28 protein-coding genes and 2 pseudogenes are annotated in these 26,615 nt (G+C 61.9%); 19 read left to right on the forward strand and 11 right to left on the reverse strand.

Annotated elements, in window-relative coordinates; all coding sequences use genetic code 11:
* Window positions 1-11 precede the first annotated feature (11 nt).
* Window positions 12-599 (reverse strand): annotated as a pseudogene (locus C5J22_RS02075) (ABC transporter ATP-binding protein); the annotation flags it as partial.
* Window positions 600-798: 199 nt separating this feature from the next.
* Here C5J22_RS02075 and C5J22_RS31535 point away from each other — a divergent pair.
* The 3 genes and pseudogenes from C5J22_RS31535 to C5J22_RS02085 form a co-directional block, all read left to right on the forward strand.
* Window positions 799-1,229: pseudogene (locus tag C5J22_RS31535) on the forward strand (cupin domain-containing protein); the annotation flags it as partial.
* Window positions 1,230-1,244: 15 nt separating this feature from the next.
* Entirely contained in the window at window positions 1,245-1,658 is a 414-nt protein-coding gene (locus tag C5J22_RS31540) for a helix-turn-helix transcriptional regulator (protein ID WP_245440285.1), read from the forward strand.
* Between the two features lie 80 nt (window positions 1,659-1,738).
* Window positions 1,739-2,077, forward strand: coding sequence for a short-chain dehydrogenase (locus C5J22_RS02085; protein ID WP_105436940.1), 339 nt, complete (start codon window positions 1,739-1,741; stop codon window positions 2,075-2,077).
* A 524-nt stretch (window positions 2,078-2,601) separates the two neighbouring features.
* Here the strand turns inward: C5J22_RS02085 and C5J22_RS02090 are convergent.
* Window positions 2,602-3,498 (reverse strand): 2-hydroxyacid dehydrogenase, encoded by an 897-nt coding sequence (locus C5J22_RS02090; protein ID WP_245440264.1) that lies wholly within the window; start codon window positions 3,496-3,498, stop codon window positions 2,602-2,604.
* 378 nt (window positions 3,499-3,876) lie between these two features.
* Between C5J22_RS02090 and C5J22_RS02095 the strand changes: the two genes are divergently transcribed.
* Both C5J22_RS02095 and C5J22_RS02100 read left to right on the forward strand, forming a co-directional pair.
* Window positions 3,877-5,355, forward strand: a complete 1,479-nt coding sequence (locus tag C5J22_RS02095) for an MmgE/PrpD family protein (protein ID WP_105436942.1) — start codon at window positions 3,877-3,879, stop codon at window positions 5,353-5,355.
* A 69-nt stretch (window positions 5,356-5,424) separates the two neighbouring features.
* Window positions 5,425-5,757, forward strand: coding sequence for a non-heme iron oxygenase ferredoxin subunit (locus C5J22_RS02100; protein ID WP_105436943.1), 333 nt, complete (start codon window positions 5,425-5,427; stop codon window positions 5,755-5,757).
* Here C5J22_RS02100 and C5J22_RS02105 read toward each other — a convergent pair.
* Entirely contained in the window at window positions 5,738-6,655 is a 918-nt protein-coding gene (locus tag C5J22_RS02105) for a LysR substrate-binding domain-containing protein (protein ID WP_105436944.1), read from the reverse strand. The two genes, C5J22_RS02100 and C5J22_RS02105, sit on opposite strands and share 20 nt — an antisense overlap.
* Window positions 6,656-6,785: 130 nt before the next feature.
* Here C5J22_RS02105 and C5J22_RS02110 point away from each other — a divergent pair, with 130 nt between their 5' ends.
* The 10 genes from C5J22_RS02110 to C5J22_RS30960 all read left to right on the forward strand — a co-directional run bounded on the left by C5J22_RS02110 (window position 6,786) and on the right by C5J22_RS30960 (window position 16,711).
* Entirely contained in the window at window positions 6,786-8,069 is a 1,284-nt protein-coding gene (locus C5J22_RS02110; protein ID WP_105436945.1) for a Rieske 2Fe-2S domain-containing protein, read from the forward strand.
* A gap of 17 nt (window positions 8,070-8,086) precedes the next feature.
* The gene (locus tag C5J22_RS02115) at window positions 8,087-9,316 is read left to right on the forward strand and encodes an NAD(P)/FAD-dependent oxidoreductase (protein ID WP_105436946.1); all 1,230 of its coding nucleotides are present in this window, start codon (window positions 8,087-8,089) and stop codon (window positions 9,314-9,316) included.
* Between the two features lie 3 nt (window positions 9,317-9,319).
* Window positions 9,320-10,042, forward strand: a complete 723-nt coding sequence (locus C5J22_RS02120) for an SDR family NAD(P)-dependent oxidoreductase (protein WP_105436947.1) — start codon at window positions 9,320-9,322, stop codon at window positions 10,040-10,042.
* Between the two features lie 30 nt (window positions 10,043-10,072).
* On the forward strand, window positions 10,073-10,513 hold the full coding sequence (locus C5J22_RS02125) for a hypothetical protein (protein ID WP_105436948.1): 441 nt from the start codon (window positions 10,073-10,075) through the stop codon (window positions 10,511-10,513).
* Between the two features lie 302 nt (window positions 10,514-10,815).
* Window positions 10,816-12,351 carry an ABC transporter substrate-binding protein gene (locus C5J22_RS02130; protein WP_105436949.1) on the forward strand — a complete coding sequence of 512 codons (1,536 nt, stop codon included), beginning with the start codon at window positions 10,816-10,818 and terminating at the stop codon, window positions 12,349-12,351.
* Window positions 12,352-12,478: 127 nt separating this feature from the next.
* On the forward strand, window positions 12,479-14,131 hold the full coding sequence (locus C5J22_RS02135; protein WP_105436950.1) for an ABC transporter ATP-binding protein: 1,653 nt from the start codon (window positions 12,479-12,481) through the stop codon (window positions 14,129-14,131).
* A gap of 2 nt (window positions 14,132-14,133) precedes the next feature.
* Complete coding sequence (locus C5J22_RS02140) at window positions 14,134-15,057, forward strand: ABC transporter permease (RefSeq protein ID WP_105436951.1); 924 nt, start codon at window positions 14,134-14,136, stop codon at window positions 15,055-15,057.
* Between the two features lie 12 nt (window positions 15,058-15,069).
* Window positions 15,070-15,924, forward strand: a complete 855-nt coding sequence (locus C5J22_RS02145; protein WP_105436952.1) for an ABC transporter permease — start codon at window positions 15,070-15,072, stop codon at window positions 15,922-15,924.
* 317 nt (window positions 15,925-16,241) lie between these two features.
* A complete protein-coding gene (locus C5J22_RS30955) occupies window positions 16,242-16,421 on the forward strand; it encodes a DJ-1/PfpI family protein (protein WP_172746478.1) in 180 nt (59 codons plus the stop codon).
* A 29-nt stretch (window positions 16,422-16,450) separates the two neighbouring features.
* Window positions 16,451-16,711 (forward strand): hypothetical protein, encoded by a 261-nt coding sequence (locus C5J22_RS30960; RefSeq protein ID WP_172746479.1) that lies wholly within the window; start codon window positions 16,451-16,453, stop codon window positions 16,709-16,711.
* A gap of 49 nt (window positions 16,712-16,760) precedes the next feature.
* On the opposite strand, the gene C5J22_RS02155 is transcribed toward C5J22_RS30960, so the two are convergent.
* The 3 genes from C5J22_RS02155 to C5J22_RS02165 are packed head-to-tail and all read right to left on the reverse strand — an operon-like array spanning window position 16,761 to window position 18,849.
* Window positions 16,761-17,423, reverse strand: coding sequence for an aspartate/glutamate racemase family protein (locus C5J22_RS02155; RefSeq protein ID WP_105436953.1), 663 nt, complete (start codon window positions 17,421-17,423; stop codon window positions 16,761-16,763).
* Between the two features lie 18 nt (window positions 17,424-17,441).
* Window positions 17,442-18,155 carry a substrate-binding domain-containing protein gene (locus tag C5J22_RS02160; protein WP_105436954.1) on the reverse strand — a complete coding sequence of 238 codons (714 nt, stop codon included), beginning with the start codon at window positions 18,153-18,155 and terminating at the stop codon, window positions 17,442-17,444.
* A gap of 10 nt (window positions 18,156-18,165) precedes the next feature.
* Window positions 18,166-18,849: an RraA family protein gene (locus tag C5J22_RS02165; RefSeq protein WP_105436955.1), complete on the reverse strand. Its 684-nt coding sequence runs from the start codon at window positions 18,847-18,849 to the stop codon at window positions 18,166-18,168.
* A 247-nt stretch (window positions 18,850-19,096) separates the two neighbouring features.
* Here C5J22_RS02165 and otnI point away from each other — a divergent pair, with 247 nt between their 5' ends.
* The 3 genes from otnI to otnC are packed head-to-tail and all read left to right on the forward strand — an operon-like array spanning window position 19,097 to window position 21,821.
* Window positions 19,097-19,894, forward strand: coding sequence for a 2-oxo-tetronate isomerase (gene otnI, locus C5J22_RS02170; protein WP_105436956.1), 798 nt, complete (start codon window positions 19,097-19,099; stop codon window positions 19,892-19,894).
* Complete coding sequence (gene otnK, locus C5J22_RS02175) at window positions 19,894-21,156, forward strand: 3-oxo-tetronate kinase (protein WP_105436957.1); 1,263 nt, start codon at window positions 19,894-19,896, stop codon at window positions 21,154-21,156. The genes otnI and otnK overlap by 1 nt, the downstream gene beginning before the upstream one ends.
* Window positions 21,153-21,821, forward strand: coding sequence for a 3-oxo-tetronate 4-phosphate decarboxylase (otnC, locus tag C5J22_RS02180; protein WP_105436958.1), 669 nt, complete (start codon window positions 21,153-21,155; stop codon window positions 21,819-21,821). The genes otnK and otnC overlap by 4 nt, the downstream gene beginning before the upstream one ends.
* A 42-nt stretch (window positions 21,822-21,863) precedes the next feature.
* Here the strand turns inward: otnC and C5J22_RS02185 are convergent, their stop codons facing one another.
* Window positions 21,864-22,280 carry a hypothetical protein gene (locus tag C5J22_RS02185; protein ID WP_371412526.1) on the reverse strand — a complete coding sequence of 139 codons (417 nt, stop codon included), beginning with the start codon at window positions 22,278-22,280 and terminating at the stop codon, window positions 21,864-21,866.
* Between C5J22_RS02185 and C5J22_RS02190 the strand changes: the two genes are divergently transcribed.
* Window positions 22,276-22,428, forward strand: a complete 153-nt coding sequence (locus C5J22_RS02190; protein ID WP_105436959.1) for a cold-shock protein — start codon at window positions 22,276-22,278, stop codon at window positions 22,426-22,428. The two genes, C5J22_RS02185 and C5J22_RS02190, sit on opposite strands and share 5 nt — an antisense overlap.
* A gap of 559 nt (window positions 22,429-22,987) precedes the next feature.
* Here the strand turns inward: C5J22_RS02190 and C5J22_RS02195 are convergent.
* Genes C5J22_RS02195 through C5J22_RS02210 form a run of 4 tightly spaced genes read right to left on the reverse strand, consistent with a single transcriptional unit; the run spans window position 22,988 to window position 26,613 of the window.
* Window positions 22,988-23,815, reverse strand: a complete 828-nt coding sequence (locus C5J22_RS02195) for an ATP-binding cassette domain-containing protein (RefSeq protein WP_105436960.1) — start codon at window positions 23,813-23,815, stop codon at window positions 22,988-22,990.
* Window positions 23,812-24,699: an ABC transporter ATP-binding protein gene (locus C5J22_RS02200; RefSeq protein ID WP_105436961.1), complete on the reverse strand. Its 888-nt coding sequence runs from the start codon at window positions 24,697-24,699 to the stop codon at window positions 23,812-23,814. Before C5J22_RS02200 ends, C5J22_RS02195 begins: the two co-directional genes overlap by 4 nt.
* A 13-nt stretch (window positions 24,700-24,712) precedes the next feature.
* Window positions 24,713-25,609, reverse strand: coding sequence for an ABC transporter permease (locus C5J22_RS02205; RefSeq protein WP_172746480.1), 897 nt, complete (start codon window positions 25,607-25,609; stop codon window positions 24,713-24,715).
* Window positions 25,606-26,613 carry an ABC transporter permease gene (locus C5J22_RS02210; protein ID WP_007762107.1) on the reverse strand — a complete coding sequence of 336 codons (1,008 nt, stop codon included), beginning with the start codon at window positions 26,611-26,613 and terminating at the stop codon, window positions 25,606-25,608. Before C5J22_RS02210 ends, C5J22_RS02205 begins: the two co-directional genes overlap by 4 nt.
* Window positions 26,614-26,615: the final 2 nt, after the last annotated feature.

Below are 26,615 nucleotides of genomic sequence, written 5' to 3' on the forward strand. Positions count from 1 at the left end.
CACGGGCGCAATCATTTGACACGCTGTTCGGTCTCGGCGTCGAACAGATGGACATGGTCTCCGGAAAACGTCAGACGAATGGTTTCGCCCGCCACCACAACGCTCCTGCCGTTCAAGGCAATGACGATCTCAGGCGTTGTCGCAGTCGTGATGAACGTCACCGCGCCGGTCGTTTCAACTGCCGCGACGTCGACCTTGAAGCCGGCGGCATCAGGCGCGGCTAACGTAAGATGCTCCGGGCGGATGCCGACGATCAAGGCACGCCCGGCCGGCAGCGGGCAATCGAAAGGAATGGTTTGCGGTTCGGCAAGATCCAGAACAAGGGCTCTACCGTCAGGGGTCGATCGCGCCGGAATGAAGTTCATCGCCGGCGAGCCGATGAAGCCGGCGACGAAGCGATTGCTTGGCCGGTCGTATAGATCGAGCGGCCTGCCCTGCTGCTCAATAACGCCATTGCGCATCACGACGACATGATCCGCCATCGTCATCGCCTCGACCTGGTCATGGGTCACATAGACCGAGGTCGCGCCCAGGCGATCATGCAGTGCCCTGATCTCCTTGCGCATGTGGACACGCAGTGCTGCATCGAGGTTCGAGAGCTTCGCGCCGGTCGGATGCACCGCCGAAAGTCGCAGGGTCAGGGCGCCGCATTGTTGCGACGATGTTCCAGCCACGCTAGATAATGCGATAAGTCTGTTTAATAACTAAATTGGCATCCAATTTTATGGATCGTGCAGCATGGATGCTCTGACCGACGTCGTTCAACTCCTTAGGCCGAAGACAGTCCTCATGGGCAGCATGGCCGCCTATGGAGATTGGGGAGTGCAAGTTCCGTCTCAGCCCGGTCCTATGCTGTATTTCATCATGGAAGGTTCCACGCTGTTTCGTGCCGACAAAGGCGAGACGACGCAGTTGGAAACCGGTGACTTCATTCTATCCGGAAATCCAGTTGCCGACATATTTTTCAGCCATTCTGGCCAAGAGATCGTTCTGTCGGATGAGGAATTCAAAGCGCGCAACTCAGTCGATGGAGAAGTTCAGGTCGGCCGCGTCGAGTTAGGAAATCCGACGCGCATCATTGGCGGCTGCATCCTGTGCGATCCGACGAATGGTGAACTCTTGTCCGAGCTTCTGCCCACGCTTGTCCACGTCAGTGCTGAAGAGGGGATTGGAGCGAGGCTCGGCAACTTGATTCCTATATTCGCGATGAAGCAATCAACTCGCGGGCTGGGAGCGACCTCATTTTGTCACGATTGCTGGAAGTCCTTCTGATCGAGACATTGCGACGAGAAGCATCGAAGCTTCCAAACCCCGGAATGTTACGCGGGCTTTCCGATCCCCAACTTGCTCGAGCAATCAGCGACATTCACTTGGATGTGCGCCGTGGCTGGACGGTCGCCGAACTTGCACAGCGCGCCGGGATGTCGCGCTCCGCCTTCGCGAAAAAGTTTTCAGCGGCTGTCGGCCTTGCCCCTGTCGAGTACCTGCTTAGATGGCGAATGGCGATCGCGAAGGACACGCTGCGCCATAGCCGAGGCTCGCTCAAGGAAATCGCCGAAAAGGTCGGCTACCGATCTGCCAGCGCCTTCAGTACCGCCTTCAGCCAAAGAGTCGGTTGCCCGCCAAGCGAATTCGCAAAGATGGCGACGCCGGCCTAGGGCGTCGCCGTATGTCTGGCTTGTTGTCATCCAGATCCAAACACGCGTCAGTTTAGACGATTAAAGACGAATGGTGGACGATGGATTATGGATCGTCTAACAACAAATGCATAGAAGGGGCCATCCGAAACAATGGAGGTTCTCATGCAAACGATCTTGATCACCGGCTCGTCGAGCCAGAATACGCGCCAACGACACGTTTCGCCAAGAATTCCTCCGTGCTCGAGGATCTGATCCCGCCAGCCTATGCTGACTTTGCAGCTCCGATCTTTGCGGCATTCGCGAAGCCGGCTCTGACAACGAAGGAAACAGACGTGGCCGAAGCGATCTGGGCCGCGGTCAACGACAGCTCTGGGCAGCTTCGTTTCCCGGCTGGGCCGGATGCAGTAGAATTGGCACGCGCTGGCGGAATTATCTAAAAGTGCGCCAAAGGGCCAGGCGAGCCCGACGTCTCGGCTCGCAGCGACTTCTGATTTGCGCCTCGCCTGCCTACCTCCGTCGGGAGGGCGAACCGACCAGTCCGGAGGAGCTGACGCGCCGGGACTGCATTGTCGGCTGCGCGGCACTCAGGGGACGACATGGCTTATTGCTGATCACCTGAAGAGCGGAGCGTTGGTGCCTGTCCTGTCGGTTCCGGCCGGAGGGGAGATGCCGATCCGCGCGGTATGGCCGCAGTCCCCCTACATGCTTCCCAAGGTCCGGGTGCTCATTGACGCCCTAGTGAGCGTATCGCAGGTCAAGAGGTCGGGTTTGAGGCTATAATACCAATCTTTTTCCATGAGTGAACGCATCATATCTGAGCCGTGGCGTGCCAGACGGCTGCAGCAGAGCAGCGACACTGCCCGATGATGCGTCTCGCTCTGGCAAGGTTCGCGACTAGACTGCCGGACCGCCATCGCATGGGCTGACATCTGGAGCCAAACCGCGGGAGCTAAGCGCTAAGCTAAAAAATTGCCGAGATCAGCGGCTTGCCGGCGAAATGCGCCGTCAGGTTTGCGACGACCATATCGCCGACGGCGGCGCGGGTTTCCTCCGTCCGGCTGCCCTGGTGCGGTGAAAGCACGACATTGTCGAGATCGAGAAGCGCGTCGGGCACGGCCGGTTCCTTGTCGAAGACGTCGAGCGCCGCGCCGCCGAGCTGCTTCGACACCAGCATTTCGACCAGTGCGTCCTGATCGACCATGTTGCCGCGGGCCATGTTGACGAGCACGCCTTTGGGGCCGAGCGCCTCCAGGACCTCGCGGGAGATGATCCCGGTCGTCGATGCGTTGCCCGGAGCGATCACCACCAGCCAGTCGGAAGCGCGCGCCATGGCGACGACGTTTTCGAAATAGGGATAGGGCGCGCCCTTCTGTTCGGTGCGCCCGTGATAGACGACATGCATTTTCAACGCGGCGGCGAGATTAGCTATTTCCTTGCCGATCCGGCCGAGGCCGAGGATGCCGAGTGTCTTGCCCTTCAGCTCTGACCAATTGCCGAAGGCACCGTCCAGCCATTTGCGGTCGCGAATGAAACGGTCGCCCTGCGGGATGCGGCGCGACAGCGCGATCATCATGCCGATCGTCAGCTCAGCTACCGCGTCGGTCAGGACGCCCGGCGTATTGGTGAGGCGGATGTTGCGCGCCTTGACGGCTGCGGCATCGACGGAATCGTAACCGACGCCCGATACCGCGATGATTTCCAGCTTCGGCAGCTTTTCGAGAAGAGCAGCGGACACCTTGCCGCCCGCAATGCCGCGGATTTCAGGCCCGACTTCCCTGAGCAGCGCTTCCGGGTCGGTGGCTGTGGCGAGATTGTGAACCGTGAACCGCTGCTTCAACGCGTCGATGCAGCTTTTCACCTGAGGCTGCGTAATCAGGATATGAGTCGAAATGGTCTGCCTCCCGCCATGCGGCCGCTTCAAGGACAAGATGTCCTATTGCTAAAACGAGGCTGTCATCTGCGTCCAATATAAACAGGCAGCAGACTTATTCGATATTTGCAATCACGGCCGAAAGGCGGCGCGCGGGCGGAAATGCCGGAAAGCCGGGGCTGAACGTGTCTTTCCGATCAGACATATTTAAATTGGCGAATAATTTACCGGGGCATTGATATTGGACACACTCAGTTTCCGCCGATACCTCTTTCCATCGCAACCTACATAATATTCGAGAGCGCGGCTTGTCGGTCAAGCAGCCGGACCGCCTTTTCGAACGGACAGCGACGAAAAGGGAGTAGCATGTCGACAGAAGATAACATCATCTATCGCGACGCGATCGCAGAGCTCTTGGGCAAGTTCACCGCGTCCGTCTCGACGGATCTGAGCGATATGACGCGCCATGCGGCAAAGCGGGCTTTGAGCGATTCCATCGCCGTGGCACTGGGCGCCTTCGACCATCCGGCCTCTCATATCGCCCGCAAATATGTCTCGCAGTTCGCCAATCCGAATGGCAGCGTCATCTGGGGCACGTCGATGCGCGTCAACCCGGATCTGGCCGCACTCGTCAACGGTTCGCTGTTGCGCTGTTACGATTACAACGACTTCTTCGTCGGCCAGAAGAACAGCGGCCATCCGAGCGACATGGTCGCCGGCGTCATCGCCGCCGCCGAATGGGTCAACGCGTCCGGTGAAGAACTGCTTGGGGCGCTCGCCGTCGGCTACGAAGTCGTCGCCGCCGTGTTCGATGCCTTCTCCACTGCCCCTGGCGGTTGGGACTACACCAACCTGACGCAGATCGGCGCCTGTGCCGCGATCGCCCGCGTCATCGGCCTCGATGCCACCCAGGCCCGCGAAGCCTTGGGCATGACCGTCACCTCGCATTTCGCCAGCGACGAGGTCGAGTCCTGCGAGCTCAACCGCCGCGGCGACCTGACGCTGTGGAAGCGCTTCAACGGCAGCGATTCCGTGCGCAACGCGCTGCAGGCCTGCCTGCTCGCCAAGGCCGGCGTCGAAAGCGTCGTGCGCCCGTTCACCGGCAATAACGGCTTTGTCGTCAAGCTCGCCAACAAGCACGACCCGCTGCCGATCCTGCAGAAACTGCTCGGCGACGACGTCAAGCTGTCGCGCATCGCCGATACCTACATGAAGCTCTGGCCGGTCGGTTCCGTCGGCCTCAGCGCCATCCGTGCAGCACTCGAAGCCCGCGCCAAGATCTCCGACCTTTCGAAGATCAAGGAAGTTCGCGTGTTCTCCGAAGAAGGCGCCTATGACCACCTGGTCGCCATCCGGCAGGACCCCTACCATCCGATTTCGCGCGAAACCGCCGATCATTCGATGCCCTATATCGTCGGCGCTGCCGTGCTCGACGGTTATATCCAGGTCGACAGCTTCGACCTTGAGAAGGTGCTCGCCCCGGATCGCCAGAAATTCGTAGGCGAGAAGGTGAAGTGTGTACCGGCGCCCGAACTCGGCACGATTGCGGGCGGCAAGCTTGCCCGTGCGGCGGCGGGTTACCTCTCGCGCGTCGAGATCGAACTTGCCGACGGCACTGTCGTGCATGGCGAGGCGCTGCCCTTCCCCGGCCATCCGAAGGCGCCGTTCACGGATGCCGAGATTGCCGACAAGGTCACCGCCAACGCTTTGCCGTTTGCCGGCAAGGAGATCACCGACAAGATCGTCTCGACGCTTGCCCGCTTCGAGACGCTGGCGAACGTGCGCGAGTTCACCGATATTCTCACCTTCGACTGGAAATCCCAGAAAGTGAGCGCGGCGGCCTGAAGACTATTTGAGGCCTTGGCTTGAGCCGGCAGTCGCCCTGAAGCGGCTGCCGGTCTTCGAGGTAGGAAAATGACTGAAATCGGTACATTGACGAAACTTTGCGAAACCGCCGATGTCAGCGAGGATCTTCCGTTCCGCGCTGAAATCGACGGTTTCGGCTATGCGATCTTCCAGGCGGGCGACCAGTATTACGTCACCGCCGATCTCTGCTCACACGGCCCGGGCTACCTGTCGGACGGCTTCATTGAGGGATGCGAGGTGGAATGCCCCTTCCACCAGGGACGGTTCGACGTGCGGACCGGCCAGCCGACCGCACCGCCTTGCGAAGTCCCGATCAAGGTCTGGACGCCCATCGTCAGCGACGAGGCGATCTTCATCGATATCAGCGCCGGTCGATCCTGATCGAATCCGGCAGCGGCTTCAGGCCGGCGATGAACTGGTCCCGAAGCAGGTTCGAGGTGGTCTTGTTGTGGATCATCACCACCTCGCTGTCCGTCTGCGCATCCGAAAGATGCCGCCAGACCACGTCGTGAACCATGATGCTCTGGAGCGCCTGCGGAGCGATGGTGATGCCGACACCCGCGGCCACGAGGCCGAGAATGGTCGCCGCTTCCGTCGCCTCCTGCACGATCAGCGGTGTGAAACCGGCCTCCGTGCACATCGAAAACACCTGCTCGTAGAAACCGGCACCGGTTCCGAGCGGGCGCAGCACGAAACGTTCCGCTTTCAGCCGGCCGATCGGGATCGGGCCTTCCTCGCGGCTCAAGGGATGGTCGATCGGCAAGACCAGCATCAGTTTGTCGCGATGGACGGGCGTCGCCTTCAGTTTCGACGGCAGCACCGCCTGCAGGGCCGGTCGGGTGAAGCCGATATCGATCGTGCTCAGCAGCACGTCGTCGATGATTTCGGGCGACGGCTTGATCTTCAGTTCGAGGTGCACGTCGGGCATGGCGATGCGGAAACGGCGCACCGCCGTGGTGAAAGCATTCACCAGCGGGACCGAGGTGATGAAGTTGACCCTGAGCGTACCCATCTCGCCGCGCGCGGCGCGCTTGGCGGTATCGATGGCACGCGCCGCCTGCATCAGCGCGAGACGCGCCTCCTGGAGGAAAAGCTCGCCGGCAGGCGTCAATTCCACCTTGCGACGGGTGCGCTTGAGGAGCAGGACACCGAGCTCGCGCTCGATCGCCTGGATCTGCAGGCTAAGCGGCGGCTGGCCGATATGGAGCCGTTCGGCGGCCCTTGTGAAGTGGAGTTCTTCAGCGACGGCGACGAAATAGCGAAATTGACGTAGCTCCACTTATATCTCCAGCTCAATCAAAAAATCCATAATTCATATTGGACGACATATGTGTTGGGGTGTCAACCTGCGTTCAGAATGAGGTCCGAATGGTCACTTGGGGCCGATACAACCAAAGAGGATGGACGCCATGATCACTGCCGAGCAAAACGAGTATCTGTGCCGCACAGGCCCGGGCACGCCGATGGGCAACCTGTTTCGCCGGTACTGGCTCCCCGCATTGATGGCGACCGAACTGCCCGGTCCGGACTGCGATCCGGTTCGCGTATCTCTTCTCTCCGAACGGCTGATCGCCTTCAAGGACAGCAGTGGCAAGATCGGCATGATGGACGAATTCTGCGCCCATCGCGGCGTCTCGCTGTGGTTCGGCCGCAACGAGGAAGGCGGCCTGCGCTGCCCCTATCACGGTTGGAAATACGACACGACGGGCCAATGTGTCGAAGTTCCATCGGAACCGGCCTCTTCCGGCTTCTGTCAGAAGATCAAGCTCAAGTCCTACCCCTGCGTCGAACTCGGCGGGGTCATCTGGACCTATATGGGGCCGCCGGAGGAACAGCCGGAAATGCCGGCCTTCGAATGGACCCAGGTCGCGCCGGAGCAGCGCTATCTCTCCAAGCGCTGGCAGGAAAGCAACTATCTGCAAGCGGTGGAAGGCGGCATCGATTCCAGCCACGTCTCCTTCCTGCACAGCGGCGACCTGCATCGCGATCCGCTGCACAAGGGCACCGACGGTTCGAAATATGCGCGCAGCACCTCGACGACCTTCGACATCCATGAATCGACCGCCGGCCTCCTGATCGGCGCCCGCCGCCCGGCCGAGCCCGGTTTCCATTACTGGCGCGTCACCCAGTGGATGATGCCCTTCTACACGCTGATCCCACCCTACAAGGGCAATGCGCTGAACGGCCATGCCTGGGTGCCGATGGACGACAACAACTGCATGGCCTGGACCATGACCTTCCATCCGACCCGGGCGCTGACACCTGCGGAACTGGACCTGATGGAGAACGGCGCCGGCGTCCACCCGACCCTGATCCCCGGCACGTTCCGCCCGACTGCCAATATCGACAACGACTACCTGATGAACCGCGAGGCGCAGCGCCAGAAGATCCACTATAGCGGCATCAAGGGCATCGCCATCCAGGACTCCTCGCTGCAGGAAAGCATGGGTGCCATCGCCGACCGTTCGCGTGAAAACCTGGTTTCGACCGACAACGCGATCATCATGGCCCGGATGCGGATGCGCAAGGCCGCCAAGGCGCTCGAAGCCGGCAAGGGCACGCCGCCCGGCCTGGAGCCGGAAACCCAGAAGGTGCGCTCCGCCTCCTTCATCCTGCCCGAGGACGGCCCGTTCAAGGAAACCGCACTCGACGCATCGGTCGTTCGCATGGGCGAACCCTTCGTCGCCGTTTGACCGCGCGGAAAAGCACCATGCAAAGCGACCGCGAAACAGTGGTGATCGTCGGCGCCGGACAGGCCGGCGCCTGGGTGGCAATCACACTGCGCAGCCTCGATCCCGACCGGCGGATCGTGCTGATCGGCGACGAGGCCCATCCGCCCTATGAGCGCCCGCCGCTGTCCAAGGCGATCCTCGCCGGCAAGGCCGGGATCGAAAGCGCCTATATCAAGCCGGAAACCTTCTACGCGGACAACCGCATCGAGCTGATGCTCAACCGGCGGGTTCGGCATATCAATCGCGACCGCAACAGCCTGACGCTCGATGACGGTTCGAACCTCGATTACGGGACGCTGGTGCTGGCGACGGGTTGTCGACCGCGCCCGCTTCCCGTCGAAGGCGCCGACCTGCCGCAAGTCCATACGCTGCGCACCATCGCGGACGTGGAAAAGATCGCCACCTGGCTGAAGCCGGGGAGTAAAGTGGTGGCGATCGGCGCCGGCTTCATCGGTCTCGAATTTGCAGCGGTCGCGATCGAGGCTGGCTGTGCAGTCACGATCATCGATGCTGCCCCGCATGCGATGGGGCGGGTGATCGATAGGTCCGTCGCGGAAATCATCGCAGCCGGCCACTCCGCCCGCGGCGTCGACTTCCGTTTCTCGGCGGCAATCGAAAAGATCGAGGCAGGGGGCGAGCAGGCTGTCGTGGTGCTTGGTTCGGGCGAACGCCTTCCAGCCAACCTCGTCATCGTCGGGATCGGCGCGGTACCCAATACCGATCTGGCGGAAGCGGCCCACCTTGCCTGCGACGACGGCATCATCGTCAACGCTTTCGGCCGCACCGACGACCCGAAAATCTTCGCCGTCGGCGACGTGACGCGGCACTTCAACCCGCTGCTCGGCCGCAGCCTGCGGCTGGAAAGCTGGCAGAACGCCCAGAACCAGGGAATCGCGGTTGCCAAGGCAATTGCCGGAACGGCAACCCCTTATGCGGATCTGCCGTGGTTCTGGTCGGATCAATACGACACCAATCTCCAGATCATCGGTGCGCCTACCACCTGGGACAGGATCGTCTGGCGCGGGGAGCGCGATAGCGGCAAGTTCACGGCGATTTATATGCACGGCGAAAAAGTCGTCGCCGGCAACAGCATGAACAATCCGCGCGACATCCGCTTCATCAAGCAACTGATCCTGAACGGCACGCCGGTGCCGGATGCGGCGCTTGCCGATCCGGCGACCAGTCTCGCCCAGCTCGCAAAAGGTTAAGTCATGAACGCCATCGACATCGCCCACCTCGCCACAACCGACCTGACCGGCCAGCGCGCCGTGGTCATCGGCGCGGGTTACGGCGTCGGCCCTGCGGTCGTCTCTGCCCTTGCTGAGGCCGGAGCCACAGTGCTGACTGACGACGCAAATGCGCCGGCCGGCGAGCATATCGCTTCCGTTGGTCTGCCTGCGGATCTCATCGAAAGCTGCATCGAAAAGCTTGGCGGTCTCGATATCCTCGTGGTCTCCTCCCGCCCGGTGAAGAACAAGCCGGTGCTCGACATGACGCCCGAGGAGATGCGCAGCGTCGCCGAAGAGGAAATGGTGAGCCCCGCGCTGCAGATGCAGGAAGCTGCCCGGCACATGGTGAAGGCGGGTTATGGCCGCATCATCGTGTTTGCCAGCATGTCGGCAAAGACCGGCGTTCACCACGACGTCGCGCCCTATGCGGCGGCGAAAGGCGGGCTGCTCGCCTTCGCGCGCGTGCTTGCGGCGGAAACGGCGGAGCATGGCGTCACCGTCAACGGCATCGCCACGGCCCTTTTCGAGCCGCAGGTGAAGACTATGACGGAGGAGAAGCGGACGCGACTGAAGGGTGCCATTCCCGTCGGCCGATTCGGCCGCAGCGAGGAAGCGGCGCATGCGGTCCTTTTCCTTGCCGCGCGCAATGCCGGTTTCGTCACGGGTGAATGCCTGAACCTATCGGGCGGCCGGTTTATGGATTGAGATTTGGCGCCTTGCGCCGGGAGACTATGGATGATCGTACAAAGCTTTCTCGGCGGACGGCCGGGGCAACGGATCGAAGACTACCGCAATTCGCAGCCGCGCTATGTCAAGGTGCTGGCGATCGGCAGGAGCGCCGAGAGCCTCATCGCCGAGTTCAACCGCAAGCGTGACAATATCCTGACGACCGGATCGCTCGATCCGGACAGGCGCCAGCCGATGGACGAGCCGGTGAACGGCATCCGGCCCAATGCGGTGATCGTCGTCTACCAGAAGGGCGAGGACGTCCGGTTCCCCTTCCAGACCGAAAGAACCGCCTCGATGCTGTCATTCGTGGTGCTGGAGGAACCGGACGCCCGATCCGACGGCGAGCCGAACAAGACGCTGATGGCGATCCAGAAGGTCGCCGATCTGTTCGTCACCACATCCGACCAGGAATTCATCGGCGAGCTCATCGAGAATCTCGCGAGCTAGGCGCTCATTCATTTGGGTCGATCGAGGTTTCGTCCCGGAACATATATTGAGAGACAATAAGAAGCGCAGCAATCCGTATTGGACTGGAATAAGTCCGTACCCTTAACGTGAGTATCAACAACCGTCGGACAAGCCGGACAAGGCGCATCGATAAGCGTCAGGGTTCCCCGCCGACAGCCAGAATGACAGCGGTCCGGCAGGTCAGCATGGCCAGAACGCCCGCCGCGTGCAGACAGATCCAATAAGAATAGTCCTGACAAATGTCAGTCATGAATGACCAACACGTTCTCGGGGAACAAAAAATGCAAATCACCAGACGATCCGCCATGACTCTCCTGGGTGCGGGAGCAGCTTACGGCCTGCTCGGCGCACCGACGATCTGTTTCGCCCAGGCTGCCGGCAGCAGCACTTTGAGGGTCGCGCTCGACGAACTGCCGAAGCAGCTCGATCCCCTGCTCTACCAAACCAATCCGGGCTACCGGACCATGCTCAACATCTACGACACGCTGCTGACGGTGAACTATGCCGGTGATGGCGCCCTGAAGCCGGCGCTGGCCGAAAGCTGGAAGCGTATCGATGCCCAGACGATCGAACTTGTGCTCCGCCAGGGCGTGCTCTTTCACGACGGTTCGCCGCTGACCGTCGACGACGTCGTCTTTTCGTTCAGCTTCGGCCGGATGTTCGACCCGAAGTCCTCGGGCTACGGCGTTGCCCAGCAGTTCCTCTCGACCATCAAGGCGGTCGATGCGGTCGATGCCAAGACCGTTCGCGTCACCTCCAAGGTTGCGGACCCGGCACTGGAACTGCGTCTGACCGCCTGGGGCAGCCAGATCGTCAGCAAGAAGGCCTTCGAAGCGGCCGGCGGTTTTGCCGGTTTTGCCCGCAAGCCGGTCGGCACCGGCCCGTTTTCGGTCGAATCCCTTTCACCTGATGCCGTAAGGCTCAAGGCTTTCGCGCAATATTGGGGCGGCAAGCCGAATATCGAGACGCTGACCTATAGTTCCTCGCCGGAACTGTCGTCGCGTATCGCCGGCCTTGCCAGCAACGATTTCGACATCATTACCGACGTGCCGGCCGACCAGTTCGATGCCGTCACCCGCGACAGCAGCCTTGAAATCGTCGGCGGCACGGTTGCTAGCCTGCGCATCATCAAGTTCGACACCCGCAACGAAGTGCTGAAGGATGGCCGTGTCCGCAAGGCGCTTGGGCTTGCGGTCGACCGCCAGGCGATCGTCGATGCGCTCTGGCAGGGCAAGGTCGACGTGCCGCACGGCCACCAGCTGCCAGCCTACGGTCCGTTCTTCGATGCGTTACGACCGGCTTACAAATACGATCCGACGGAAGCCAAGAAGCTTCTCGACGCCGCCGGCTACAAGGGACAGGCCATCCCCTACCGCATCCGCACCGCGGCTTACGGCCCGGAACTCGCAACGGCGCAGATCGTCGTGTCGATGTGGGAGCAGATCGGCGTCAAGATCGACCTGCAGATCGTCGAAAACTTCGCGCAGATGATGGCCTATCCCGGCGTCGGCATGCGCAACGGCGTCGATCCGGTTCTGGTCAACGACCCGCTCTTCGGCCTGTGGCGTTCCTACGACCGGTCGCAGAAGGACGTCTGGACCAATGAGGAGTTCTTCACGCTCGGCGACAAGCTCCAGTCGAGCATCGACCTCAACGAACGCAAGCAGGCCTTCGCCAAGATGATGGACATTTTCGACGCCGACCCGCCGGGCATCATCCTGCATACGATGGGTGTGTTCTACGGCAAGAAGAAGTCCATCAAGTGGAAGCCGATCCCGTCGGTCTACATGGATTTCCGCGGAGCGTCGCTTGCGTGAGTGCATTGCACAAAACGGATGGATTTCCGGGTTTGTTTATGCACACATTTGAATACTGCGGCGCCCTTGGACAGAGGGCACCGCAGCGATTGCATCATGAAAGTCAATTGTCTGCAGGGTTGAACGGATGAATTCCGATAGGATTGCGGAGCGGGTCTGCCGCGTCGAGAACCTGGGCATTGCCCTTGGCGGCGACCAACCCATCCCGCTGGTCGAAGACGTGTCCTTCGAAATCGCCAAGGGCGGCTATTTCGCGCTCGTCGGCGAAAGTGGAAGCGGAAAGAGTATTACCTGTCACAGCATGATACGGCTTCTGCCGTTCAAGCCGGAATTCAAGGGCAGGATCGTCATCGACGGCCAGGACGTCTGGTCGTTGTCGAGATCGCAGTTGATCCAGTTCCGGCGCAAGTCGGTTGGCATGGTCTTCCAGGATCCGCTGGCGGCCCTCAACCCGGTCCGGACGATCGGCTCGCAGATGCTGGAAACGCTCCGGCTCTATTATCCTTCGGCCCGCGGCGACGAATTGCGCACCCGCGCCATCGATGCACTGAAGGGCGTGCATATCCCGATGGCCGAGCAACGGCTCGACATCTATCCGCACCAGCTTTCCGGCGGCCTCAACCAGCGCGTCATGATCGCGCTTGCCATGCTCGGCGATCCGGCGCTGCTGATCGCCGACGAGCCAACCACCGCGCTCGACATGTCGGTGCAGGCGGAAGTGCTCGATCTGATCGACGAAATGCGGCGCAAGAACAACCTGACCGTCCTGCTGGTCACTCACGATCTCGGCATCGTCCGCGACCGGGCGACCCATATCGCCGTCATGCACAAGGGCCGGCTGGTCGAACAGGGGCCGACGGCCGAAATCGTCAATGCGCCGAAGGCCGAATATTCCCGCGAGCTCTTCAATGCAGCGAGTGTCGAATGGCCCGACCGCGAGACCGGCAAGCTGCGCCACAACCCGCTGGCGCTGACCTTCGACGACGTCAACAAGACCTTTTATTCCACCGCACGCGACCGCAAGTCCGGGATCGGCGTGCCGGCTGCCAAGTCGATGTCGTTCACCGTCCATCGCGGCGAGATCGTCGCGCTGGTCGGCGAAAGCGGCAGCGGCAAGACGACCGCCGCCAAGATGGCGCTCGGCCTCGTCTCGCCGGATTCCGGCCGCATCACCACCCACGCCTCCGAGCAGAGCGGCTCGCCGAAGCTCAACGTCCAGATGGTCTTCCAGCATCCGCGCGATTCCCTCGACCCGCTGATGAAGGTCGATGACCAGCTCCACGAGGTGCTGAAGGTGCATGGCTGGTGGGACGCCGCGGCCCGCAAGGCCCATATCGCCCAGATCATCCAGGATGTCGGGCTCGGCGCCGATGTGCTCGAACGGCGGCCGACCTATCTCAGCGGCGGCGAAGCGCAGCGCGTCGTCATCGCCCGCGCGCTTCTTTTGAAACCCGATGTGCTAATCGCCGACGAACCGCTTTCAGCGGTCGACGTTCGGATCCAGAAGCACATCCTCGAATGTTTCCAGCGGCTGCGCGAACGCCTCGGCATCGCCATCCTCTTGATCACCCACGATCTCCGCGTCGTCTTCGAGATCGCCGACCAGGTGGTCGTGCTGCGCAATGGCGAGGTGATCGAGGACATTCCGGTGTCGCTGTTCACCGACGGCAACCGTCACGCATATACGCAGATGCTGATCGACGCCATGCCTGGCAAGACGGCCGTGCAGGTTCGGCAACTCGAACCGCATGGCGCCATCGCCACCAACGGGAGGATCTGACCATGCTGTTGCTCACTCGCCTGCTGCGCGCGGCTGTGTCTCTCTGGGTGATCGTCACGCTTGTCTTCGTGGCCCTGCGCGCCACGGGCGACCCGATCCTGGCGATCTTCAATCCGGACGATACGACCCAGGCGGCGCTCGATGCCTATCGCGAGCAATGGGGTTATACCGGCACAATCCTGCAGCAGTATTTCACCTATGTGAACAACGTCTTCCATGGCGCCTTCGGCATCTCGAACATGAGCAATCGGGACGCGCTTTCGGTTGTGCTGGAACGCCTGCCGGCGACCTTGCAGCTGGTCGGCTGCAGCGCCGTGGTGATGATCGTCGTCGGTGTGCCGGTCGGCGCGCTTGCCGCGATCGACAACGGCGGACGGCTCGACCGGACGATCATGTCGCTGTCGACGGTCGGCTTCGCGCTCCCCAATTTCGTGCTTGGCCTGGCGCTGATCCTGCTGTTGTCGGTCAACCTGCGCCTCCTGCCCTCGAACGGTTACGGCTCGTGGCAGAATCTGATCATGCCGGTGCTGACGATCGGCCTGGCGAAAGCTGCGATCTTCACCCGCTTCGTGCGTTCGGCCGTGCTTGATGCCCTGCGGCTCAGCTGCGTCACCTCAGCCCGAGCGCGCGGGCTCGGCGAATTCCAGATCTTTCTCCACCACGTGATCCCGAACGCGATGCTGCCGCTCGTGACCATCACGCCTCTCCTGGTCGGCAGCATGATCGCAGCCGGCTCGGTGGTGGAATCGGTGTTCGGCTGGCCCGGTGTCGGCCGGCTGATCGTCGATTCCGTCGCCCAGCGCGATTTGGCGGTGCTGCAGGTGATCATCATGATGGTCGCCTTCCTGATGATCGCCACCAACCTCATCGTCGATCTGGCCTATGCAAAGCTCGATCCGCGCACCGCACTTGCCCATAACAACTGACCGGAGGCCGCCATGTCCGTCGTCGCTTCAGAAAAACCTGCCCGCCGCTTTCCGGGAATGCCGCTCGCGGCGCAGATTTCGATCCTCTGGCTCGTCGTCTGTCTGTCGCTGATCATCATCGTGCCCTTCCTGCCCGGCGTCAGCGAAGCCAAGGTGAACCTGCTGACGCGTCTCAAGCCGCCTGTCGGCTTCGGCGGCACCTGGGCACATTTCCTCGGCACCGACGACCTCGGCCGCGACATCTTCCTGCGGCTCGTGGCGTCGCTGCGCACCAGCCTGGCGCTGGCGCTCGGTGCCACGATCATCTCCGCCTTCATCGGCACGACGCTCGGCATCCTTGCCGCGCATTTCCGCGGCTGGGTCGATCAGCTGATCGTCGCCGCCGTCGATGCCCAGGCCTCGGTGCCGTTCATCATCGTCTCGCTGACGCTGACCGCTTTCTTCGGCAACAATATCTTCCTGTTCATCTTCATTCTCGGCATGTTCGGCTGGGAGCGTTTTGCCCGCCTGTCGCGCGCCATGACGCTTGCGTCCCGCGGCCGCGGTTATGTGCTGGCAATGAACACGCTCGGCTTTCCCTGGCCGCGCATCTACCTACGCCACGTGTTGCCCAATATCGCCAGCACGCTGCTCGTCACCGCCACCATCAACTTTCCGGAAGTGATCCTGCTCGAAACCTCGCTGAGCTTCCTCGGCCTCGGCATCCAGCCGCCGATGAGCAGCCTCGGCAACATGCTCGGTTTCGGCCGTTCCTACCTCCTGACCGGCTGGTGGATCGCCGTAGTGCCTGGGATCACCATCTTCCTCTGCACGCTGACGGTCAGCATCATCGGCGACTGGGCGCGCAACGTCATCGGCAGAGCATAGGACCACCCCTCACCTGGATAGATCATCCACCGCCGGGTATTGATGCTGGATCGCATCGTTTGGAGAGAGCGCATCTTGTCCGAGAACATACCAGTTCGTCACATAGGCTTCGTCCTGTTCGCCGGGCTGACCCAGCTTGATTTGACGGAACCTTGGAGGTCCCGACGCGACTTCCGAATACAGTTGCCATCTGCTGAGCAACGATCTTGCTCCTGTTCGCAGCGCCAGCGGGGGGTTGAGCATTCTTCCGACACTGACCTATGCCGAGTGCGGCGGGCTTGACATCGTGGTCGTACCGGGCGGCCCGGGGCATCTGGATGCGATGGAAAACGATCGCCTTTTCGTTCCTGCGCGATATCGAACCCGGCTTCCAGTTCATGACGGCCGTCTGCACCGGCACTCTGGTCCTGGCAGCGGCGGGGCTCCTCAAGGGCTACGAATGCACCACGCACTGGTCGGCGCGGCATCGTCTTTCAGCCTACGGTGCAGGCCGATAGACCGGCGGGTCGTATTCGACAGAGAGCGAGTGACGAGAGGCGGGGTCACGGCCGGAATCAACTTCGGGCTTGAGCTGGTTGCGAGGCTCGCGGGAGAAGACGTCGCCCGCAGGATTCAGCTGCAGATGGAATATGAGCCGGAGCCTCCTTATTCCGGCTCTCCGGCAACCGCCGACATCGCGACGCTCGATGCATTGCAGCAGATACCGCCGGCGATCGCCAAGCGGATACAGGAAGTCGATGCTGCCGCCATCGCCAGACTGTCACAGAAATCCGAGCGTCCGCGATAACAGGCCAACGGCACCTTCTCTCTTTTCCGGAGCCGGGGATGGCGAGGCCTTATCCCTCGATCAGTTCCCGCATGCGGATGACCGCGGCACCAGGTGCACTCAGCACCGGAATGCTGACCCGCTGTCGGACCGCTTCGGCAGCCTGCGACGTCGAGAAATGGGCCAGCATGATCGTGTCGACGTCGTCGAGTTCCGGTGCCCGCTCGGCGATCAGCCGGTTGTGGGTCGCCGCGTCGCCGGCCTTGAGCGCCGTCATCGCATCCGCAACGAGGATAGTCTTCAGGTTCGCCGACGAGCCGACCTCGGCGGTGTATTCGTCGAATTCGTCGGTCATCGTCCCGACCGAAGGACCGAAAGTAGCGATCATGCCGATCCGCTTGCCTTTGGCGACGGCCGCGTGAAACATCGCCTCGTTCGGCTTCAGCACCGGAACTGGCAGTTCAGCCGCCATCTTCTCGATCGCCGGGCCGAAGGCCGAGCAGGTGACGAGGATACCGTCGGCACCGGTCGAATGCCCGTAACGGCCGAGATTGACGAAACGGTCGATCATCGCCTCGGTCAGCTCGGGTTCGCGCGTGCGATCCGGGCTCAAAGAGTCGTCGAGGAGATTGACGAGTTCGGCCTCCGGCCAGAGCTCCTTGAAGGCGGCCTGGACGGGCTGCATTGCAACGGGCGTCGCGTGGAGCAGGACGATGCGGGGTTTAGCGGGCATGGGGTTCTCGCATATCTGTCAAAATCGGGGTTCTAGCCCGGCCGCCTCATAGGCCTTGCGGGCATACGGCGTGTAGAGTTGGTCGAGAAACCGCCCGGCGGCTTGCCGATCAGACGCGTCGGCGAACACCGCCAGGCTGAAATCCGTCGTCGCCTTGAGTTCCGCCGGAAAGGCGCCGACAAGATCGGTGCCCGGCACGGCGAGTAGTTCGCTCACCTGCTGGATAGCAAGCCCGACCTCCCCGGTCACGAGCCTTTCCGCCGTCAGGCCGGCATTGACCACCAGGGCCTTCGCCCTGATCTCTTCGCCGATGCCGAAATCGTCGATCATCTTTTCGAAGAAAATGCCGCTAGCGCCGGTGCGCGAATAGACGAGCGTCGGCGCCTCGATCAGCGTCCGGCGCAGGGCTTCGGCAGTGGAGATGTCCGGCCTCGGGGCGCCGGCAAGCACGGCGACACCGACCGAGGCCTGCGCCAACGGTCGGCGCGAGGCATTGTCGATGAGGCCCTTGGCCTGCAGATCGTCGATCGCCCAATCGATCGCGACGATCGCATCGGCCTTTTCGCCTTCTGCGATGCGCCGCATCAGGCCGACTGTCGGATCCCAGATCATCCGCGCCGCGCCGCCGGTCTTTTCGAACTCCGGCATGATCGTCTCATCGACGATCGCCCGCAGGATGAGTGCGCTCATGATGGAGACGGGCACCGGCTTGGTGTCGACGGCAGCGGACATGATTTCGACCTCAGAGGTATTCGACAGCGTACTCGATCTTGGCGAGGCAGTCATCGATCCAGCGGCGGTCGACAGTGCCGTTGCGGACCCGTTCGCGCTGGGCATTCTCGCCGGCAAGGCGCTTGGCGGCGGGGCCGTAGACGATTTCGGTTTCGTCGTAGGGAATGCACATCAGGCCGTCGTCGTCGCCGATCATCAGGTCGCCGGGCTCGATCACCATGCCGTTGATGGCGATCGGCACGTTGATTTCGCCGGGGCCGTCATGCAGCGGGCCGCGATGGGTAACGCCGGCCGCAAACACCGGGAAAGTGTGGTTCTTGACGTGGCCGTAATCGCGGATCGCGCCGTAGATCACCACGCCGGCTATGCCGCGGGTCTCGGCATGGGTCAGCATCATCTCGCCGACGATCGCATTGGTGAGATCGCCGCCCGCATCGACGACGATGATATCGCCCGGCATCGCCGTATCGATCGCCTTGTGGACGAAGAGATTGTCGCCCGGACGTGTCTTCACCGTGAAAGCCGGTCCTGCGAGCACCTTGCCGCCGGCATGCATCGGCCGCAGCGCCGCACCGCCTGCCGCCAGCCGGGACATCGAGTCGCTGATGACAGCCGCAGGCACGGTGCGGAACTTATCGACCGTTTTCGGTGAAACGCGTCTCCTGGGCTGTTGGAACACTCTCAAAGTCGTCATCACCCGCTCCTATGGCGGCGGCCGATCGCCCGCCGGTTCAATGTCAGTTTCACCAGACAATAGGAGGCAGGAGCCCGCTTCCGCCAATTCAAAGTGATCGACCTCTTATTCGATCGCTCATATAAAAGGCGGCCGATTTTATCCCGCGAATAATATGTCGATCGAATAAATGGCGAGGATGTTGCAATTGGACGTAGGCGCCGCCTATCGTTACTCCTGAGGCTAAGGGGAACCGAGGATACCGCCTGTGCTGAAATTTAATGCCAACCTGACGCAGCTCTATACCGAGCATGACTTTCTCGATCGCTTCGAAGCGGCGGCGGCGGATGGGTTCAAGGGCGTCGAATACCGTGCCGCCTATCATATCCCGAAGGACGTGCTCGCCGACTGCCTGAAGAAGAATGGCCTGCAGCAGGTGCTGTTCAACCTTCCGCTCGGCAACTGGGATGCCGGCGAGCGTGGCATAACCTGCCTGCCGGGGCGCGAGGAGGAATTTCGCGACGGACTGGAAACGGCTGTCGAATACGCCAAGGCGCTCGGTGGCTGGCAGCTCAATTGCCTTGCCGGCCTGAAGCCGGCCGGCATGTCGGATGAGGAAGCCGAGGAGACGCTTTGCGGCAATCTGCGTTATGCGGCCGAGCGGTTCGCAAAGGACGGCATCAAGCTTCTGCTGGAAATCCTCAACCAGCACGACACGCCGGGCTGCGTCGTCTCGAGCATCGCCAAATACGAAGAGATAGCCAGGCGTGTCGGCTCGGACAATCTCTTCCTGCAATATGATTTCTATCACCTGCAGGTCATGGAAGGCGATCTCGTGCGCAATTTCGAGCGGCTGCAGCCGCGCATTGCCCATGTCCAGATCGCCGACAATCCCGGCCGCCACGAACCGGGCACTGGCGAGATCAACTATCCCTTCATTTTCTCGACCCTGGAGCGTCTTGGTTACCACGGCTGGATCGGCTGCGAATACGTGCCAAAGGGCCGGACCAGTGACGGGCTCGGCTGGATGCGGCCATTCGTGCCGCAGCCGGAAAGGACCGCCTAATGCTGCTTGGAGCCGTGGCCGACGATCTGACCGGTGCCACCGATCTGGCCCTGATGCTGGCGCGCGAGGGCATGCGCACCATCCAGGTGGTCGCTGTTCCGGATGAAGACCTCGATATCGGCGATGCGGATGCCATCGTCGTCGCGCTGAAGTCGCGGACCATTCCGGCGGCCGACGCTGTCGCCCAGTCGCTTGCGGCCGCCGAATGGCTGATCGCTGGCGGTGCGGAACAGATCATCTTCAAATATTGTTCGACCTTCGACTCGACGCCCGAAGGCAATATCGGCCCGGTTCTCGACGCGCTGCAGACAAGGCTCGCCGCACCGCTCACGATCGCCTGCCCCGCCTTTCCCGCCAATGGGCGCTCGGTCTATCAGGGCCACCTTTTCGTCGGCGACATGCTGCTCTCCGACAGCCCGATGAAGGACCATCCGCTGACCCCGATGACCGACTCCAACCTTGTGCAGGTTCTCGGCGGCCAGTCGAAATCGAGCGTCGGGCTGGTGCCGTTCAAAACGGTTGATCGCGGCGCGGCGGCGATCCGCGCTGCCTTCGACAAAGCGATAGAAGACGGCCACCGTGCCGTGATCGTCGACGCACTGACCGACGACCATCTGCGCCTGATCGGCGAGGCCACGGCCAACATGAAACTGATTACCGGCGGCTCGGGCATCGCGCTTGGCCTGCCCGAGAACTTTCGCAAGGCCGGCAAGCTGCGAGCGGCATCCGGCACCATGGGTTTCCAGGTTCCTGCGGGCCGCGGCGTTGTCCTTGCCGGCTCCTGTTCGGCGGCAACGCGGCGGCAGGTCGCAGCCGCGATAGCCAGCGGCGTCCCAGCCCACAAGATCGATCCGCTGTCGATCGCCTCGGGGAAGACTACTGCTCAGGCGGTAGTCGAATGGATCAGATCACGCAGGGAGCCCTTGCCGCTCGTCTATTCCAGCGCCGATCCCAGCGAGGTAACCGCAGCTCAGGAAGCACTCGGCAGGCAGGCAGCCGGCGAGATTGTCGAGGAACTGCTCGGCCAGGTGGCCGCCGAACTGCGCGCTCAGGGTTTTCACCGTTTCATCGTCGCCGGCGGGGAAACGTCCGGTGCCGTCGTGAACGCGCTCGGCGTTCCCGCCTTGCGGATCGGGCCGGAAATCGATCCCGGCGTGCCGTGGACGGTGAGTGTCGGCAGCCGACCCGTTGCACTGGCGCTCAAGTCCGGCAATTTCGGCGCCGACGATTTTTTCCTCAAGGCCTGGAGCCTGGTGGCATGACAGCGATCCTTTCCGAAGAGACCAAGCTGCGCGACCAGATCGTCGCCGTGGGCAAATCGCTGTTCGACCGCGGCCTCACTTTCGGCTCGACGGGCAATATCAGTGCGCGGCTTTCGAGCGGCGAAATCCTGATGACACCGACCAATGCCTCGCTCGGCAGCCTTGAACCGCAGCGTCTGTCACGCTTTTCGGCCGAGGGCATCTGGCAGGATGGCGACAAGCCGACCAAGGAAGCCTTCTTGCATCAATGCATGTATTGCAAGCGGGCGATGAGCGGCGCGGTCGTTCATCTCCATTCGACCCATGCGGTGGCTGTCAGCATCCTCGACGACATCGACCCCGCCGACGTGCTGCCGCCGCTGACGGCCTACTACGTCATGCGGGTCGGCACACTTCCGTTGGTGCCTTATTATCCGCCCGGCGACGAGGCTTTGGCTGAGGCGGTTGCCGAAAAGGCGACCGGCAGCCATGCCGTCTTGCTCGCCAATCACGGCCCGGTGGTTGCCGGAAAGACCCTTCTCGAGGCGCAATACGCAACCGAGGAACTGGAGGAGACGGCCAAGCTCTTCCTGCTTCTCCACGGGAGAAACATCCGCCCGCTGACATCGACGCAGGCCGCAACGCTCCGCGGTTCAAACCCGCCTGAGGTTCAACCACGCCGCTGAGCGAGGGGCTGGTGTAGGGGTGACAGGCAAACCGGCTTTGTTTTAAGCAGGTACACTGACGTCTGGATGCCCGCTTTTATCGAGAGACTGGCGAACGAAGCCAGCCGTCTTCAATTCACGGACAGAAGCCGCGACAAGCTGTGAACCAAGCGCATGCTTGACGCTGACCCAGACCGCTTGCGGAATAGCCATGAAAGGCTCGGCCATGACCTCGAAGCCGGGATTGCTCGCTGCGACCGGGTTCATCGCCTGCCGGACGCCTGCAAGACCATCGAGAGCGCCCTGGTCGAGTGTGGCCATCGCCTCAGGAAAGCTGTCGAACAGGGTCAACTGCCCTGCCCCACCATTGCGCGACAGGAAGAGTTCGTAGCCGCTTCCCTTGACCGCGCCGATCCGCAACTGAAGCCGATCTACATCCTGCAGGCTTTTCAATGACGACAAAGGGTTTGGCTTCATCACGCCAGAGAACGGTGGGGCCGATGTATTCGTACACGTGTCGGCCGTCCAGGGCGGAGGCACTCTAAGAGAAGGGCAAAGCGTGAGTTACGAAATCGGCCAGGACCGGAAAACGGGAAAATCAAAGGCGGAGAATGTTCGCGCCCTCTAGGCCTTACTGATTTCATTCAACTAATTGATGAACCGCTGCAGCGCCGCCGGTCCTCGCTTTCCGGCAGCTTCATTCCGAAACTGTGCTTCGCTGATCTGAGCGTCGTTTCGTGCTGTTTGGCTTAGTCGCTGATCGCCCGCGAATGACCATATCTTTCGCCGCGAGAATGCCATGACGCGAAAGCTGCTCTACGAGGCTGCCCACACGATAGGACGCGCGTGCAAAAATGGTTGGCTTAAGGGATGGGCGATGAACATTGCAAAAGCGGCGTGGCCCAGCCGCTGGCACCGCCAGACAAGTTCTCGCCGCCCCTCGTGAATGAGCGCATACAGTCCGTCCAGCCATTGCTTCAGCGTTGCCGTCGCTGTTCGACGGCAGGCCCGGACAGTATCGGGAACATCGGTCCGCTCAAGCTGAAGGTTGTCCCCGGATGGAGTCAGCGACCAGAATCCGTGATGGCAAGCATAACGGCTGGCTCTCCATCTCCGCTTCTGCCTCCAAGAGCTTCGTGATCACGGTAACGACATTTGCTCAAAAATTCATGCGAAGCCGCCGCCGATCAGACAGCAGCGATCTTGCGGAAGGGCGAACGGCCCGGATCCGGATCCGGCATCGCGTCCAGAAGCATCCGCGTATAATCGCTTTGTGGGTTGTCGAAGATCGCAGCGACGGGCCCCTGCTCGACCAGTTTGCCGCGATAGATCACCGCGACATCGTCGCAGATATAGCGGATGACGCCGAGATCGTGGCTGATGAAAAAGTAGGTGAGGCCGAGCTCGACCTGCAGCCGGTGCAGAAGGTTCAGCACATCCGCTTGGACCGAAACGTCCAAGGCCGAGGTCGGCTCGTCGAGGATCAGGAATTCCGGCTTGACCGCCAGCGCCCGCGCAATGCCGATGCGTTGCCGCTGTCCGCCTGAGAACTCGTGCGGATAGCGGAACAGATGCTCGGAACGCAGGCCGACCTGCAGCAGGAGTTCCATCACCCGCTCGGTGCGCCGGCTCGCCGTCATGTTCACGACATCGCCATGGATCACCAGCGGCTCAGCGACGATGTCATGGACCGTCATGCGCGGATCGAGCGACGCGTAAGGATCCTGGAAAACGATCTGCAGCCGCGAACGCAATCGGCGCATCCGAACCGGCGTCAGCTTGTGGATGTCTGAGCCATCGAACAGGATATTGCCGGCCGAGAGGCTTTCGAGCCGCAGGATGCAGCGGGTCAGCGTCGTTTTGCCCGAACCGGATTCGCCGACGAGCCCGAAGCTCGCGCCCTTCTTGATCGACAGGCTGACATCGTCGAGCGCGGTAAAACCTTCGCCACGACCAACGAAACCCTTGCGCGGGCCGGGAAAGATCTTGCTGACGTTCTGGATGTCGAGGCTCATGCAGATGTCTCCGGCATCGCGCCGCTCAGCCCCATAAGTTCGCCGCGCTTGGTATGCGCAGTCGGCACGGAGTTCAGGAGCGCCTGGGTATAGCTGTGGCCCGGCCGTTTCAGCACGTCGTCCACCTTGCCGGCTTCGAGGATACGACCACGATACATGACTGCCACATGGCTGCAGATCTGTGCGACGATACCGAGATTGTGGGTGATCAGCAGCACGCCGATATTGCGCTCGGCGACGAGATCGTGGATCAGCCGCAGGATCTGGGCCTGCACCGAGACGTCGAGCGCCGTCGTCGGTTCGTCGGCGATCAGGAGGTCTGGCTTGCCGATCATCGCCATGGCAATCAGCACGCGCTGCCGCATGCCGCCGGAAAACTGGTGCGGGTAGTCGTCGATGCGCTCCGCCGCCTTCGCAATGCCGACGTTGTCGAGCATGTCGATGGCGACGCGCTTGGCCGCTTTCTTGAAGTCGCCACGGGAGGCACCGGCCACGAGCCCCAGAACCGAAGGGTCCGCATGGCCGGCGTGGAGCGCCACGTCGACGAGCTGGGTGCCGATCCGGAAGGCCGGATTGAGGTTGGTTGTCGGATCCTGGAAGATCATGCCGATATGCCGGCCGCGCAGCATCCGCATCTCCTTGTCGGTCGCCTTCAACACATCCCGGCCCTGGAACTCGATCGAGCCCGCGAGATAACGCCCGGGTGGCGACGCGATCAGCCGCGAAACCGAGAGGCCGGTCAGTGATTTGCCGCTGCCGGTCTCGCCGACCATGCCCCAGATCTCGCCGCGCTCGATCTTCAGGTCGATACCATGCAGGATCTGCGTCTCGCCCTCGTAGCTCCGCATTGCGAGATTGAGGTTCTTGATGTCGAGAAGTGTCATCTTATCCCTCCCCTCAACGCCGCGCCTTCGGGTCGAGCACGTCACGCAATCCGTCGCCGAGAAGATTGAAGGCAAGGACCGCGAGGAAAATAGCGATACCCGGCGCGACCGCCGTCCACCAATAATCCGGCATATAGCTGCGCGCGCCGGACAGCAGCGTGCCCCATTCAGGCGTCGGCGGCTTGACGCCGATGCCGACGAAGCCGAGCGAGGCGACGGTCAGGATCGCAAAGCCCATGTCGAGCGAGGCCTTGATGACGATCGGCGAGACGATGTTCGGCAGGATGTGCTTGCCGAGGATGCGCAGCCAGTTGGCGCCGAGCGCGTGGGCTGCGATTACGAACTGCTCTTCCTTCTTGACGATCACCTCCCCACGCACGAGGCGGGCATAAGCCGGCCACCAGGTGATCGAAATGGCGATGATCATGTTCCAGACACCGGTTCCCAGTGCCGCCGCCACCGCCATGGCAAGGATGAGGCTTGGAATGGTGAGCAGCAGGTCGGTGATGCGCATCAGGACCTCATCCACCCATCCGCCAAAGTAACCTGCAATGGCGCCGACGGCCGTGCCGACGACGATGGCGATGAAGACCACAGCAAGGCCGGAAAATAGCGAGACCTGCGAGCCGACCACCACGAGCGAGAACATATCCTGTCCCAGCGCATTGGTACCGAACCACGCGTTTGCCGAGGGTGGCTGGAACCTTGCCCCGGTATTGGTGCCGCCAACAACATGTTCCGGATACGGCACGATCCAGGGCGCGAAGACGGCGATGACCACCAGCAGGACGACGATCGCAAGTCCGATGATCGAAAGCCAGCTCTGCCGGAAGCGATAGAAAGCGCGGCTCCAGTTTTCGAGCCGTGCAGACTGGGTGCGCTTGGGAATAGCGATGGGCGTCATGGTCATGCGTAGCGTACCTTCGGGTTGAAGACGCCGTAAAGGAGGTCGACGACAAGCATGGCGACGAGATAGATAATGGCGATGACAAGCGTCACGCCGATTACCGGCATGAAATCCTGGGTGAGGATCGCCTGCGTGGCATAAAGCCCAAGGCCCGGCCAGTCGAAGACGGTCTCGACCAGCACCGTGCCGCCAAGCAGCCAGGAGACGTAGAGACCGATCACTGTCAGTGTCGAGGTCATGGCGTTCTTGAGGACGTATTTGAAGAGGATCAGCCGGTTGGAGAGACCAAGCGCCCGCTCGGTCATGACATAATCCTGCTGCAACACCTCGATGGTCGAGGAGCGCATCATCCGCATGATGGTCGCGAGCGGGGAAAGCGCCATGGCGATCGCCGGCAGCGCCAGATGCGACAGCGCGATCTGGAAGGCAGACCAATCACCGGCGATCAGCGCGTCGATCGTATAAAGGCCGGTAACATGGTCGGGCGGGCTTTCGATCAGCGGATAGCGGCCTGATAGCGGCAGAATGTCCAGCCAGGCGGCAAATGCCATCTGCAAGAGAAGGCCGAGGAAGAAGCGCGGCATGGCGATGCCGCCGAGAGCCACCGTGCGGGTCGCGTAGTCGAGTGGTCCGTTCTTGTAGACGGCGGTCAGCAGCCCGAGCGGAATGCCGACAACGACCGCAATGAAGAGCGATGCGAAGACAAGCTCGATCGTCGCCGGCAGGTATTCCAGGATATCCGCAAAGACCGGGCGCCGGGTGAAGACCGACATGCCCCAGTCGCCGGAGACCAGACCGGTCAAGTAGTTCCAGTATTGCAGCGGCAAAGGCTGATCCAGACCGAATTCCCGCTTCATCTGCGCGATCAGTTCCGGTGTCGCATTCGGGCCGGCGGCAAGGCCGACCGGATCCCCGGGCAGGATACGCGCCACGATGAAAAGCAACAGGGTCAGGCCGAGCAGGATCGGCACGAGCAGGACGAGCCTGCGCAGAATATAAAGCAGCATTC

The organism is Neorhizobium sp. T25_13, from assembly GCF_002968675.1.
Taxonomy (GTDB): domain Bacteria; phylum Pseudomonadota; class Alphaproteobacteria; order Rhizobiales; family Rhizobiaceae; genus Neorhizobium; species Neorhizobium tomejilense.

What these genes read in the sequence shown, in the direction of transcription:
- C5J22_RS02200 (WP_105436961.1), bottom strand. Translation starts at nt 24,699, where the DNA reads ATGACACTTCTCGACATCAAGAACCTCAATCTCGCAATGCGGAGCTAC.
- C5J22_RS30955 (WP_172746478.1), top strand. Translation starts at nt 16,242, where the DNA reads ATGCGATGGAAAACGATCGCCTTTTCGTTCCTGCGCGATATCGAACCC.
- C5J22_RS02095 (WP_105436942.1), top strand. Translation starts at nt 3,877, where the DNA reads ATGTCGACAGAAGATAACATCATCTATCGCGACGCGATCGCAGAGCTC.
- C5J22_RS02165 (WP_105436955.1), bottom strand. Translation starts at nt 18,849, where the DNA reads ATGACGACTTTGAGAGTGTTCCAACAGCCCAGGAGACGCGTTTCACCG.
- C5J22_RS02130 (WP_105436949.1), top strand. Translation starts at nt 10,816, where the DNA reads ATGCAAATCACCAGACGATCCGCCATGACTCTCCTGGGTGCGGGAGCA.
- otnK (WP_105436957.1), top strand. Translation starts at nt 19,894, where the DNA reads ATGCTGCTTGGAGCCGTGGCCGACGATCTGACCGGTGCCACCGATCTG.
- C5J22_RS02115 (WP_105436946.1), top strand. Translation starts at nt 8,087, where the DNA reads ATGCAAAGCGACCGCGAAACAGTGGTGATCGTCGGCGCCGGACAGGCC.
- C5J22_RS02125 (WP_105436948.1), top strand. Translation starts at nt 10,073, where the DNA reads ATGATCGTACAAAGCTTTCTCGGCGGACGGCCGGGGCAACGGATCGAA.
- C5J22_RS02145 (WP_105436952.1), top strand. Translation starts at nt 15,070, where the DNA reads ATGTCCGTCGTCGCTTCAGAAAAACCTGCCCGCCGCTTTCCGGGAATG.
- C5J22_RS02100 (WP_105436943.1), top strand. Translation starts at nt 5,425, where the DNA reads ATGACTGAAATCGGTACATTGACGAAACTTTGCGAAACCGCCGATGTC.
- otnC (WP_105436958.1), top strand. Translation starts at nt 21,153, where the DNA reads ATGACAGCGATCCTTTCCGAAGAGACCAAGCTGCGCGACCAGATCGTC.
- C5J22_RS02155 (WP_105436953.1), bottom strand. Translation starts at nt 17,423, where the DNA reads ATGCCCGCTAAACCCCGCATCGTCCTGCTCCACGCGACGCCCGTTGCA.
- C5J22_RS02110 (WP_105436945.1), top strand. Translation starts at nt 6,786, where the DNA reads ATGATCACTGCCGAGCAAAACGAGTATCTGTGCCGCACAGGCCCGGGC.
- C5J22_RS02195 (WP_105436960.1), bottom strand. Translation starts at nt 23,815, where the DNA reads ATGAGCCTCGACATCCAGAACGTCAGCAAGATCTTTCCCGGCCCGCGC.
- C5J22_RS02160 (WP_105436954.1), bottom strand. Translation starts at nt 18,155, where the DNA reads ATGTCCGCTGCCGTCGACACCAAGCCGGTGCCCGTCTCCATCATGAGC.
- C5J22_RS02140 (WP_105436951.1), top strand. Translation starts at nt 14,134, where the DNA reads ATGCTGTTGCTCACTCGCCTGCTGCGCGCGGCTGTGTCTCTCTGGGTG.
- C5J22_RS02135 (WP_105436950.1), top strand. Translation starts at nt 12,479, where the DNA reads ATGAATTCCGATAGGATTGCGGAGCGGGTCTGCCGCGTCGAGAACCTG.
- C5J22_RS02210 (WP_007762107.1), bottom strand. Translation starts at nt 26,613, where the DNA reads ATGCTGCTTTATATTCTGCGCAGGCTCGTCCTGCTCGTGCCGATCCTG.
- C5J22_RS02120 (WP_105436947.1), top strand. Translation starts at nt 9,320, where the DNA reads ATGAACGCCATCGACATCGCCCACCTCGCCACAACCGACCTGACCGGC.
- C5J22_RS02205 (WP_172746480.1), bottom strand. Translation starts at nt 25,609, where the DNA reads ATGACCATGACGCCCATCGCTATTCCCAAGCGCACCCAGTCTGCACGG.
- C5J22_RS02085 (WP_105436940.1), top strand. Translation starts at nt 1,739, where the DNA reads ATGGATTATGGATCGTCTAACAACAAATGCATAGAAGGGGCCATCCGA.